This is a genomic window from Klebsiella pneumoniae, from assembly GCF_000742135.1.
GTDB lineage: Bacteria > Pseudomonadota > Gammaproteobacteria > Enterobacterales > Enterobacteriaceae > Klebsiella > Klebsiella pneumoniae.
Map to the genome: position 1 here is coordinate 2,414,759 of NZ_KN046818.1, position 12,376 is coordinate 2,427,134.

The 12,376-nt window shown below is 61.6% G+C and carries 10 protein-coding genes and 1 pseudogene; 5 read left to right on the forward strand and 6 right to left on the reverse strand.

What is annotated here, in order from left to right; genetic code table 11:
* The 3 genes from pqqD to pqqF are packed head-to-tail and all read left to right on the forward strand — an operon-like array spanning position 1 to position 3,693.
* A complete protein-coding gene (pqqD, locus tag DR88_RS14010) occupies positions 1-279 on the forward strand; it encodes a pyrroloquinoline quinone biosynthesis peptide chaperone PqqD (RefSeq protein ID WP_025862269.1) in 279 nt (92 codons plus the stop codon).
* A complete protein-coding gene (pqqE, locus tag DR88_RS14005; RefSeq protein WP_004184158.1) occupies positions 266-1,408 on the forward strand; it encodes a pyrroloquinoline quinone biosynthesis protein PqqE in 1,143 nt (380 codons plus the stop codon). Before pqqD ends, pqqE begins: the two co-directional genes overlap by 14 nt.
* Positions 1,408-3,693, forward strand: a complete 2,286-nt coding sequence (pqqF, locus tag DR88_RS31300) for a pyrroloquinoline quinone biosynthesis protein PqqF (protein ID WP_004148469.1) — start codon at positions 1,408-1,410, stop codon at positions 3,691-3,693. Before pqqE ends, pqqF begins: the two co-directional genes overlap by 1 nt.
* On the opposite strand, the gene DR88_RS13995 is transcribed toward pqqF, so the two are convergent.
* The 4 genes from DR88_RS13995 to DR88_RS13980 all read right to left on the reverse strand — a co-directional run bounded on the left by DR88_RS13995 (position 3,690) and on the right by DR88_RS13980 (position 7,569).
* The gene (locus DR88_RS13995) at positions 3,690-4,427 is read right to left on the reverse strand and encodes a glutamine amidotransferase (RefSeq protein ID WP_023280129.1); all 738 of its coding nucleotides are present in this window, start codon (positions 4,425-4,427) and stop codon (positions 3,690-3,692) included. The genes pqqF and DR88_RS13995 overlap by 4 nt on opposite strands.
* Before the next feature lie 112 nt (positions 4,428-4,539).
* Complete coding sequence (mrdA2, locus tag DR88_RS13990; protein WP_025861974.1) at positions 4,540-6,450, reverse strand: peptidoglycan DD-transpeptidase MrdA2; 1,911 nt, start codon at positions 6,448-6,450, stop codon at positions 4,540-4,542.
* Positions 6,451-6,648: 198 nt separating this feature from the next.
* Positions 6,649-7,125, reverse strand: a complete 477-nt coding sequence (locus DR88_RS13985; RefSeq protein WP_004143692.1) for a DMT family transporter — start codon at positions 7,123-7,125, stop codon at positions 6,649-6,651.
* Between the two features lie 9 nt (positions 7,126-7,134).
* Positions 7,135-7,569 carry a DMT family transporter gene (locus DR88_RS13980; RefSeq protein ID WP_004143693.1) on the reverse strand — a complete coding sequence of 145 codons (435 nt, stop codon included), beginning with the start codon at positions 7,567-7,569 and terminating at the stop codon, positions 7,135-7,137.
* A gap of 99 nt (positions 7,570-7,668) precedes the next feature.
* Here DR88_RS13980 and DR88_RS13975 point away from each other — a divergent pair, with 99 nt between their 5' ends.
* Together DR88_RS13975 and katG are read left to right on the forward strand one after the other, a co-directional pair.
* On the forward strand, positions 7,669-8,601 hold the full coding sequence (locus DR88_RS13975; protein ID WP_025861973.1) for a LysR family transcriptional regulator: 933 nt from the start codon (positions 7,669-7,671) through the stop codon (positions 8,599-8,601).
* A gap of 268 nt (positions 8,602-8,869) precedes the next feature.
* A pseudogene (gene katG, locus DR88_RS13970) lies at positions 8,870-10,222 on the forward strand (catalase/peroxidase HPI); the annotation flags it as partial.
* 183 nt (positions 10,223-10,405) lie between these two features.
* Here katG and zapE read toward each other — a convergent pair.
* Entirely contained in the window at positions 10,406-11,467 is a 1,062-nt protein-coding gene (gene zapE, locus DR88_RS13965) for a cell division protein ZapE (RefSeq protein ID WP_004153572.1), read from the reverse strand.
* A gap of 96 nt (positions 11,468-11,563) precedes the next feature.
* A complete protein-coding gene (locus DR88_RS13960; RefSeq protein WP_002906011.1) occupies positions 11,564-12,244 on the reverse strand; it encodes an MgtC family protein in 681 nt (226 codons plus the stop codon).
* Positions 12,245-12,376: the final 132 nt, after the last annotated feature.

Below are 12,376 nucleotides of genomic sequence, written 5' to 3' on the forward strand. Positions count from 1 at the left end.
ATGCAAATAACGTCCATCGTTGCCTTTCGTCGCGGCTACCGACTGCAGTGGGAAGCCGCCCAGGAGAGCCATGTGATCCTCTATCCGGAGGGTATGGCCAAACTCAATGAGACCGCCGCGGCGATCCTCGAGCTGGTCGATGGCCGGCGCGACGTCGCGGCGATTATCGCCATGCTTAATGAACGTTTCCCAGAAGCAGGCGGCGTCGATGACGACGTCATCGAGTTCCTGCAGATCGCCTGTCAACAGAAGTGGATCACCTGCCGTGAGCCAGAGTAAACCCACCGTCAATCCGCCACTGTGGCTGCTGGCGGAGCTAACCTACCGCTGCCCGCTGCAGTGTCCCTACTGTTCCAATCCGCTGGACTTCGCCCGGCAGGATAAGGAGCTGACCACCGAACAATGGATCGAGGTCTTTCGCCAGGCGCGGGCGATGGGCAGCGTTCAGCTAGGCTTTTCCGGCGGCGAGCCGCTGACCCGTAAAGATCTGCCGGAACTGATCCGCGCCGCGCGCGACCTCGGGTTCTATACCAACCTGATCACCTCCGGGATAGGGCTGACGGAGAGCAAACTGGACGCCTTCAGCGAGGCCGGGCTGGACCATATCCAGATTAGCTTCCAGGCCAGCGATGAAGTGCTCAACGCCGCGCTGGCCGGCAACAAAAAAGCCTTCCAGCAGAAGCTGGCCATGGCCAAAGCCGTGAAAGCGCGCGACTACCCGATGGTGCTCAACTTCGTTCTCCACCGGCACAACATCGACCAGCTCGATAAAATTATCGAGCTGTGCATTGAGCTGGAAGCCGATGACGTTGAGCTGGCCACCTGCCAGTTCTACGGTTGGGCGTTTCTTAATCGCGAAGGGCTGCTGCCGACCCGGGAACAGATCGCCCGCGCCGAGCAGGTGGTCGCTGACTACCGGCAGAAAATGGCCGCCAGCGGCAACCTCACCAACCTGCTGTTCGTCACCCCGGACTATTACGAAGAGCGGCCGAAAGGCTGCATGGGCGGCTGGGGATCGATTTTCCTCAGCGTCACCCCGGAAGGCACCGCCCTGCCTTGCCACAGCGCGCGCCAGCTGCCGGTGGCGTTTCCGTCGGTGCTGGAGCAGAGTCTGGAATCGATCTGGTATGACTCATTCGGCTTCAATCGCTACCGCGGGTATGACTGGATGCCGGAGCCGTGCCGCTCCTGTGATGAAAAAGAGAAGGACTTCGGCGGCTGCCGCTGCCAGGCCTTTATGCTGACCGGCAGCGCCGATAACGCCGACCCGGTGTGCAGCAAATCCCCGCATCATCACAAAATCCTCGAGGCCCGGCGCGAAGCGGCCTGCAGCGACATAAAAGTCAGCCAGTTGCAGTTCCGCAACCGTACCCGCTCGCAGCTGATCTACCAAACCCGGGACCTGTAATGACACTGGCGACCCGCACCCTCACTTTGCCGGGCGGCCTGCAGGCCACCCTGGTCCATCAGCCGCAGGCGGATCGCGCGGCGGCCCTGGCGCGGGTCGCCGCCGGCAGCCACCACGAACCGTCGCGCTTCCCTGGGCTGGCGCACCTGCTGGAACATCTGCTGTTTTACGGCGGAGAGCGCTACCAGGATGATGACCGACTGATGGGCTGGGTGCAGCGCCAGGGCGGAAGCGTGAATGCCACCACCCTGGCTCGCCATAGCGCGTTCTTTTTCGAGGTTGCCGCCGATGCTCTGGCTGATGGCGTCGCGCGTCTACAGGAGATGCTGCAGGCCCCGCTGCTGCTCAGGGAAGATATTCAGCGCGAAGTGGCGGTGATTGACGCCGAGTACCGCCTGATCCAGCAGCATGAGCCATCGCGCCGGGAAGCCGCGGTGCGCCACGCCGCCAGCGCGCCCGCGGCGTTTCGCCGCTTTCAGGTAGGCAGCGCCGACGCGCTGGCGGGCGATCTCGCTGCGCTGCAGGCCGCCTTAGGCGATTTTCACCGCACCCATTATGTCGCCCGGCGAATGCAGCTCTGGCTGCAGGGGCCGCAGTCGCTGGAGGCGCTCGGCGAGCTGGCGGCCCGTTTCGCCGCCGGGCTTGCCGCAGGCGAGGCTCCGCCGCCGGCGCCGCCGCTGCGCCTGGGCGAGTTCACTGCACTGCAGCTGGCGGTCTCCAGCCAGCCCGCGCTGTGGCGCTGCCCGCTGATCGCTTTAAGTGACAACGTCACGTTACTGCGCGAGTTTTTGCTGGATGAAGCCCCCGGCAGCCTGATGGCCGGCCTGCGCCAGCGCCGGCTGGCCGGGGATGTGGCGCTGAACTGGCTGTATCAGGATCGGCACCTCGGCTGGCTGGCGCTGGTCTTCGCCAGCGACCGGCCGGAAGAGGTCGACCGGCAGATAACCCACTGGCTGCAGGCGCTACAGCAAACGACGCCTGAGCAGCAGCTACACTACTATCAGCTATCCCGCCGCCGCTTTCAGGCGCTGTCGCCTCTCGGTCAGCTGCGCCAGCGGGCATTCGGCTTTGCCCCCGGCGCGCCGCCCACCGGGTTCACCGATTTTTGCGCCGCCCTGCAGGCCGCCCCGTCGGTCAGCCTGGCCTGTCAGACCGTTTCCCCAGGGGAGTCTGTTGCCACCCAGGGCTTTAGCCTGCCGCTTAGCCGCTGGCGCCGCCGCCCTGAGTCTGACCCGGCGCTGGCGTTCGCTTTTTATCCGCAGGCCGCTGGCGATCTCGTTGCCAAATGCCCGGAGAAAGCCGCGCCGCTGCTCCACCTCCCGTCACCGGGAGAGCCGCCGAGGCTCCTGCTGCGACCGCCCTTCTACTGCTCGCCCGATCAGGCCGAAGGACTGGCGCGTGGGGAACAGCTGCGCCCACAGCTTGCCGCCCTGCGCCATGCCGGGGGACACGGCGAGTGGCATCTGTTCGACGGCAGCTGGCAGTTGACCCTCCAGCTGCCGGAGCCCGGCCGACGGCCGGAGGCGATCCTGCAGGCCATCCTGCGGCAACTCGCACTCCCGGTCGCCTCGCTGACCCCACCGCCGGAAAGTATCGCTATCCGTTATCTCATGGCTCAACTCCCCGAACGGCTGGGTACATCCGGGCATCAGAAAGGTTGGCTGGCGGCCCTGGCCGGCGGCAGCGCAGAAGATGCGCAGTGGGTAGCGCGTCAGCTGAGCCTGATTACCGCCCCGGTTAATCCGCCGATGCCCGCTCCGGCGCCCTGCCGCCGCGGCGTCGAACGTCTGGTTTATCCGGGAGGCGATACGGCGCTGCTGGTCTTCATTCCGCTGCCGGATGGCGCCTCGCTGGCGGCCCTGCGGCTGCTGGCGCAGCATTGTGAGCCGCTATTTTTCCAGCGCCTGCGGGTGGAGCAGCAGATTGGCTATGTGGTGAGCTGCTGCTATCAGCGAGTCGCCGATCGCGACGGGCTGCTGATGGCGCTCCAGTCCCCGGATCGCCGCGCCGGGGAATTGCTGCGCTGTGGTAAAGACTTTCTGCGCCAGCTGGCCCCCATGGATGAGGCGACCTTCAGACCGCTACAGCAGCGCCTGGCCGCTCAGATCCGCGCCAGCAGGCCGCCAGAGGCGCGGGCGCTGTCCGCCCTGCGTCAGGAGTATGGTTTACCAGAGCTAACGCCGCAGGCGGTTGACGCGCTGCGCGTTGCAGAGGTGGCCGATCTGGCACGCGAAATGACCCGCCGGCGTCGCCGCTGGCAGGTTCTGTTCACGACGGGGGATTAATGGCCGGGGGCATCCGGGGTCAGAAAGGCGCTGACGAAGCGCGTAAGGATCGCCGCGCCCTGCGGGCTCTCCTGCACCTCGTCGTGTAACCGCTGCGCGTCAATACCTTCCGCCTGCAGCACCGCCTCCCGGTGGCGGATCAGCGAACGGGCTATCGGCGCGGTAAATTCCGGGTGAAATTGCGTAGAGACCGCGTGCGGCCCATAGCGCACAATCTGGTGGGGATCGTGGGAGGACGCGGCCAGCACCGTGGCCCCTTCCGGCAGACGAGTCACGGTTTGCAAATGGCTCAGATGCGCAGGAAATGTAGCCGGCAGGCCGATCAGCAGCGGATCATCGATACCCCATGGCGACAGCGTAATGGTTTGGCTGCCGCTTTCCCGCCCGCCAGGATGATACGCGACCTCGCCCCCCAGGGCATGGGCCATCAGCTGATGACCATAACAAACGCCGAACAGCGGCATGTCGATAGCCACCGCCTGCCGGATCCAGTCGGCGGTCCGTTCGCTCCACGCCAGACGATCGGTTACCATCGCCCACGAGCCGGTTAGCACCGCTATGGTCTGGTTATCCGGCGTCGGCAGCGGTTCATCTTCAAACACCCGCACCGTGGTGAGCTGCGTCTGCCACGGCGCCAGCAGCGTGCGAAACCAGCGCGGCAGATCGCCATGCGCCTGGCGAATGGCCGTCGGCGGCGTGCCGGTCTGGACCAGCAGTAATCGGTTACGTGTCACCTTTCCTCCTCGCTCCGGGTCATGTTCCCGTAAAACACTATGCCGCCGGGAAGACGATGGGACAAATAACCAATTACTATGGACGATGCGCCTGCGGAATAAGTCCTGTCGCTTACTGGGCATCGGCGCTGTCACGCTGCGGCACATCGGCTGCCGCCGAAGATGCCTGCTGCGGGACAAAAATATGGTCCAGGATGGCGCGCGCCGTCGGTCCGGCCACCACCCCATCCCCGCCGCCGTTCTCCAGAATCAGCGCCATCGCCACCTTCGGATGCTGATAAGGGGCAAACAGGGTGTAGAAGATATGGTCGCGCAGACGCACCGGGATCATTTTGGCGTTATAGGTCTGGTTTTGCTTCAGGCTAAAGACCTGCGAGGTCCCGGACTTCGCCGCGATCTGATACGGCGCAGTATGAAACAGCTTATAGCCGGTGCCGTTGGGCTGATTCGCCATCCCATACATGCCGTTGCGCACAATGCCCCAGTACGGGGATTTCTGGTCACCCACCTGCGGCAGGTTCGCCGGCTGCTGATAACGTTCCACATGGTTGCCCTGCTTCATCGAATAGAGCAGATGCGGATCCTGTACTTTACCATTGTTCAGCAGAGTGGTAAGCGCCTTCACCATCTGGATCGGGGTGTCGATCCAGTACCCCTGGCCGATGCCGACCGAGATGGTGTCCCCCTGATACCAGGGCTTTTTATGCACCCGCTGTTTCCACTCCCGGCTGGGCAGCACCCCGGCGTACTCCTCATTAAGGTCGATGCCGGTGGACTGGCCGTAGCCGAACTTGCTCAGCCATTCATGGATCCGGTCAATGCCCATCTCGAAGGCGACCTGATAGAAAAAGGTGTCCGCTGACTCTTCGATGGCTTTAGTCACGTTGAGCATGCCGTGGCCGGTTTTCAGCCAGTCGCGGTAGCGGCGTTGCGTGCCCGGCAGCGTCCACGTCGGCGCCCCGAAGAAGGTGGTGTTCGGGGTGATGACCCCAGCGGAGAGCGCCGACAGCGCCATATAGGGTTTGACCGTCGAAGCCGGAGGATATAGCCCCTGGGTGACGCGGTTGATCAGCGGCCGGTCCGGATTCTCCAGCAGCGATTTATAGGCCTGATAGCCGATACCTTTGACGAACGGATTAGGATCGTAGCTGGGACTGGAGACCATCGCCAACACGCCGCCATCCCGCGGGTCGACCACCACCGCCGCCGCCCGCTGTCCCTTCAGCACCGACTCAATATACTGCTGGAGATGAAGGTCGAGAGTCAGATAGAGGTTTTTTCCGGCCACCGGCGGCACCTCTTTCAGTAGACGCACCACCCGGCCGTGGTTATCCACCTCCACTTCCTGATAGCCGGAGGTGCCGTGGAGCGCTTTTTCATAATAGCCCTCGATGCCCTGCTTACCGATATTGCGGTCGGCGGCGTAGTTCTCCTCTTCGCCGTTTTTCGCCAGCCGCTGCAGATCGCTGTCGTTGATTTTCGACACATAGCCCACCACGTGCGCCAGCTCTGCGCCGTAGGGGTATTCCCGTTGTTGGTAGCTCTCCACCGTCACGCCGGGGAAACGGAATTCGTTGACCGCGAAGCGGGCCACCTCCACATCGCTGAGGTCTGACTTGAGGGTGACCGCTTTGTAGCGGCTGGTGTGGTGCATATCGTCGCGAAAGCTGGCGATGTCGTCCGGCGTCAGGTCGACGATAGGCGTCAGCTGCTGCAACAGCGCGGCCATATCGGGAATTTTGCTCGGGATCACCTGCAGGCGATACAGGGTGATATTCTGCACCAGCGGAATGCCGTTGCGATCGAATATCAGCCCGCGGCTGGGGGCGATGGGCAGCATTTTGATGTCGTTCTGGTTTGACCGGGTCTGGTAAAAATCGTGCTGCTCCACCTGCAGATGGTAGAGGTTAACGATCAGCACGCCAAAGCAGACCACCACCAGCAGAAAAGCAATTGCGGCCCGGCGGATAAACAGCATCTCTTCCGCGGAGTGGTCGCGAATTTCATCTCTCAAAAGGGGCATTAGCGGTACATCACCTGAATCACTGGAAAAGCCAACGGCGTAACGGCCGGGAAGCATAGCCTTATCGCAGCGTCAGCCCTACTGAAAGGTTGCTAATGATCTGGCAGAAATGTTTCAGCATGTTAGAGGGATCGTTATTCTTAACCTTGCCCGTGACGCGTCAGGCTATATTCACGATGCCCGACGCGTCGGCGCAGCTCACTGTTCTGCGCGGGCCGCCTCGTGGGAGGTAGCCGACTTCCCTGAGGTATAGATTAAGTACAGCGCGAGGGCCAGACATATCACCGCCGCCAGTCGCGCCGGCGAGAACGCCATCGTGCTGTTGCCCAGCCAGCCAAAGTTGTCGATCAGCAGGCTCATCGTCAGCTGGCCAAAGATCACCGCCACGGTAGCCGTAGCGGTGCCTATCCGCTGCACCGCCAGCACCATAATGACGATGTAGGGCACGCCGCAAAAAGCGCCCAGCAGCTGCCACTTAGGCACCTGTAGCAGGTTTACCGACGTCGCTGGAGCAAAAAACAGGATCAGCAATCCCGTCACCAGCGCGCCGGTGGCGAAGGTTAAAAAGGCGCTGCGCAGCACCCCCACCTGGCTGCCAAGACGGCCATTTATCGCCGCCTGGACGCTAAGCAATGCGCCGCCGCACAGCGCCAGAATGATCACTATCGTATCCATTTCCCCTCCTTACCCCAGAGCCACCAGCAGTAACGCCGCCATAATCAACATCAGCGCCATGGCGCGCCGCGGATCGATTTTGCGCCGTGGGCTGCCGAATAACCCGTAATGGTCGATCGCCAGGCTTTTCGCCACCTGACCCGCCAGGATGCCGATCATGGTCATGGCAATACCAATCACCGGCGTCGCCATGGTCAAGATCACCACGTACCCCGCCCCCAACAGACCGCCGGTGAGTTGCCAGCCGGGCAGAGAAAAGAACGACGGGCTGCTACGCGGGCTGAAAAAGAGCATCAGAAAAAAGGTTAACACTGCGCCAATCCCAAAGATGCTCATGGTTGCCCACAGATCCCCCACCTGGCTCGCCAGCGGCCCCAGCAGGCCGGCCTCGACCGATAATCCCATGCCGCCGGCAATCACTAATAAAATGAATAATAACGCCATTACTGCGCCTCCTCTGTACAACAGGCGGCTGAGGATAAAACAGCGTGCTGATGCGATAAACGGTATAATGCAGAAAACACTATTGCAGGAATTGCACAGATGGCCGATGCCAGCAGCGTCGATTTTCGCGCCCTTCAGCTTTTCATCGCGGTTTACGATAACCAGAGTTTTTCCGTAGTGGCCCGCCGCGAAGGGGTCTCTCCCTCGCTGATCTCGCGAACCATCCAGCAGCTGGAAGATGCCCTCGGGCAGCAGCTGTTCTACCGCAACACCCGTGCCGTGGTACCGACCGAAGCAGGACGCCTTTTCGCAGCGTCCGCCCGGGAACTACTGGGACAGTACGCCGACGCGCAACGGGCGTTACAGGATCGGGCACAGGTTCCCGGCGGACTGGTGCGGATCAATGCGCCGGTCTATTTTGGTCAGCGGCATATCGCCTCCTGGCTTCCGGAACTGGCGGCCCGGCATCCCAAACTGCAGTTTGACCTGACACTGACCGACGATTTTATCGATCCCCATCGCGATGCGACGGATATCCTTTTTCGCATCAGCAGCCTGCCGGACGCGGGCTATCACGCCAGAGTGTTTGGCAGCCAGCGCTATTACCTGACCGCCTCCCCGGAGTATGTTTCACGGTACGGCAGCCCGACTTCGCCGGAGGCATTGCATCAACATCGCACGCTGGTGTATGGCGGTTCGCAGGGAGCCAACCGCTGGCTGTTTCGCCAGCGCGAAGAGGCATGGGTGCACTATCCGTTGACCCCGCTCATGACCTCGAACAATGCCGATGCCCTGCTCACTTCAGCCATCGGCGGGATGGGGATCGTGTTATTTTCCGACTGGATGGTCAGCGAGGCGCTGCACAACGGGACATTAGTCACGCTGATGGATCGCTATTCGGCGGCCATCAGCCACACGCCATCGTATATCGCGGCGATTTATCCTTATACCCGCCATCCCTCTCTCAACGTGCGGACAGTGATTGACTATTTTGCCGACGTGTTTGGATCGCCGCCCTACTGGCAGCGCTAATGCGAGTTTCGTAGTAAAACTTGTCATATCTCAAACAATTAGCATTCCTTCGCCCAGCTTGACGCGGATCGTTTCCTTTGCCGCCTCGTTACGGCTATGGTTACTAATGAGGTTAATCTCAATCTCCAGGCCGACACGGTGCCACCAGGGGGTTGCCTAACCCTTCATTGAACGGAAATAGCTATTAAATCCGTAGATTCATTCAAATATCGCTTATTGGTAGCAGTGTATATCGTAACGGCATTCACAAAAGCAAACGGAGCCTGATATGAGCACGTCTAACGACCCATCCAACAATGCATCCGCCGGGAAGTGCCCTTTCCACGCCGAGACGCCAAAACAGAGCGCCGGCAGCGGCACCGCCAACCGCGACTGGTGGCCGAACCAGCTGCGTGTCGATCTGTTAAACCAGCACTCCAATCGCTCCAACCCGTTGGGTGAGAATTTTAACTACAGGGAAGAGTTTAAAAAGCTCGATTACTCCGCGCTGAAGGCTGATCTCAGAGCGCTGCTGACCGATTCGCAAGAGTGGTGGCCGGCAGACTGGGGTAGCTATATTGGCTTGTTTATTCGTATGGCCTGGCACGGCGCTGGCACCTACCGCACCGTTGACGGTCGCGGCGGCGCAGGTCGTGGACAGCAGCGCTTTGCTCCCCTGAACTCCTGGCCTGACAACGTCAGCCTCGATAAGGCCCGCCGTCTGCTGTGGCCGGTGAAACAGAAATATGGCCAGAAAATCTCCTGGGCCGACCTTTACATGCTGGCGGGTAACGTCGCTCTGGAAAACGCCGGCTTCCGCACCTTTGGCTTTGGCGCCGGTCGCGAAGACGTCTGGGAACCGGATCTCGACGTCGACTGGGGCGATGAGAAAGAGTGGCTGGCCCACCGTCATCCGGAAAGCCTGGCGAAACAGGCCATCGGGGCCACCGAAATGGGTCTGATTTATGTCAACCCGGAAGGTCCGAACGCCAGCGGCGAGCCGCTGTCCGCCGCGGCGGCCATTCGCGCCACCTTCGGCAATATGGCGATGGACGATGAAGAGATCGTCGCGTTGATCGCCGGCGGCCATACGCTGGGCAAAACCCACGGCGCCGCAGAAACCAGCCACGTCGGCGCCGAGCCGGAAGCCGCGCCGCTGGAAGCGCAGGGTCTGGGCTGGCACTCCAGCTACGGCAGCGGCGCAGGCGCGGACGCCATCACCTCCGGTCTGGAAGTGGTCTGGACGCAGACGCCCACCCAGTGGAGCAACTACTTTTTCGAAAACCTGTTCAAATACGAATGGGTGCAGACCCGCAGCCCGGCTGGCGCGATCCAGTTCGAAGCCAAAGACGCGCCGGAGATTATCCCGGATCCGTTTAACCCGGAGAAAAAGCGCAAACCGACCATGCTGGTCACCGACCTGACCCTGCGCTTCGACCCGGAGTTTGAAAAAATCTCCCGTCGCTTCCTCAACGATCCGCAGGCCTTTAACGAGGCGTTCGCCCGGGCGTGGTTCAAGCTGACCCACCGTGATATGGGGCCAAAATCCCGTTACCTCGGGCCGGAAGTGCCGAAAGAAGATCTGATTTGGCAGGATCCGCTGCCGGCAGCGACCGTAAAACCGGCGAAGCGAAGTACAGCGCCACCCGCGTGGATCTGGTGTTTGGCTCCAACTCGGTACTGCGCGCCCTGGCGGAAGTGTACGCCTGCGCCGACGGGCAGCAGAAGCTGGTGCATGACTTCGTTGCCGCCTGGACCAAGGTGATGAACCTCGACCGCTTCGATCTGTAATCCTCTCGCCCCGGCTCCCGCCGGGGCGTTTTCCTTATACCGCCCGCGGCAGCTGTTGCAGGCGACTCCGCGTTCGTTGAATATCCTCCAGTTCCACCCCTGCCACCAGCGTCTCCAGGTCGCAGCGGGTCACCAGCAGCAGGCGGATCTGCTTTTCATACAGCACATCAATCACATTGATAAAGCGCTGCTGGGCCGCCGGCCCCACCGTAGCCAATGGCGGCACCTCGTCCAGTAGCCAGACGGCATAGCTTTCGCAGAGCGTCAGATAGTCCATCACCGCCGTGGCGGCCTGACAAAGCTGGGTAAAGGTGAAGTGCAGCAACGCGGGCGACGCCGCGGCCGCCAGCAGCGTGCGATAGCCTACCGTCAGCGAAACCGGTTCGCCAGGCAGCGACGGCAGGTCATACAGCTGACGCTGTTGTGCATTCGGATTAACCCACATCCGCCCGCTGCAGAAGGCGTTATCCTGGCTCAGATGCCGTTCGCGATAATCCTCCTCGCCGTTCAGCGCCACCACCGTTAGATGGGCGCGGATCAGCGCGATCGACGGTAAAAAGCGATCGTGATACAGCGGATTGGGCAGCAGCATCTCCGGCGGGTAGTTTGAGGTGGCCAGCAGCACGATACCGTGTTGAAAGAGGTGTTCCAGCAAGGCTTTAATCAGCATGGCGTCGCCGGGGTCGTGCAGATGAAATTCGTCGAAGCATAGCAGGCGGCAACCGGATGTCATCTGCCTCATCACCGTCTGCAGGTCGGGCGCTCCGGGGGCATTCAGCCGCTGGTGCAGTTCGCGGAAGAAGTGATGAAAATGGACCCGCCGCCTGGCGGCGAGCGGCAGGCTGGCGAAAAAGTGGTCGAGGATAAAGCTTTTCCCTCGCCCGGTACGTCCCCAGACGTATACCCCCTGCGGCCTGCCTGTCGTGGACACCAACTGCTGACCGAGGGCGTCAAGGCGGGCGATGAGTGACAGCTGATCGTCGTCCAGCGTCAGACGCGCCCGCGCCGCCTGCTCGGCCATCACGCGGGTAAAACGAAAATCAGCCGTCACCTCTGTGGGACCAGATTCCGAGGGTACACATCCATTATTTAACATTCTTATAACCTCCTGCGAGGAGGCCATTCTAGCCGCTTTCCCGCGGGATGGCGAATCGCGCGACGAGCGGCCATTTCCGCTGCTCCGCCGCCAGCCCTACGCCTCTCCGACACGCCAGTGCACCGATGTGACGTTCTGCTGAACGCCCATCTGCGCCATAATTTGCGCCAGCGTTTTTTGGTGCTGCTTATGGCTAATCAGCTGCGCGCAAATCTCCAGATGGTCCGCGGTGTCCGCCGCCGCCGACTGCAATCCCTGCAGGGTAAACCGCTGCTGCTGCGCAATATTCAGCAACAGCTGACGTACGGCATTTTCATGTTCGCGCAGACAGGTGACGCGTAAGACATAGCGTTTCTCTTCGTCACCGGCCCCCGGCAAGGCATGAATGCGCTGCGCCGCCTCGCGCAGCAGGATATTGGCGCACAGAATAATCAGCGTAGCCGCCGTCGCGTTCCAGAACTGTCCCAGGCCGCAGAGTACGCCGATCCCGGCCGAACACCACAGCGTGGCGGCGGTATTGAGGCCGCGGACGTTCATACCATCGCGCATAATCACCCCTGCCCCAAGAAAGCCGATACCGGAGACGATCTGCGCTGCAATACGCCCCGGGCTGTCCGGCGAGGCCGACATCGCGCTGAGAATAAACACCGCCGCGCCGGTGGCCACCAGGGCATTGGTGCGTAAACCGGCCATACGTTGTCGCCACTGTCTTTCCGCGCCGATCAGCGCCCCCAACAACATTGCCGCGAGTAAATGTGTCATATAAGGAAATACCATCGCGCCTTCCTCCAGAAAACAGAAAGCCAAAAATTACAGATGTAGCGCTCAGCCGCGCCGGGCGATTAGCCGGTGGATGATGGTGGAGGAAATAAGGGTCTGGAAAACATAAACATAACGCTGCCTCTCGCG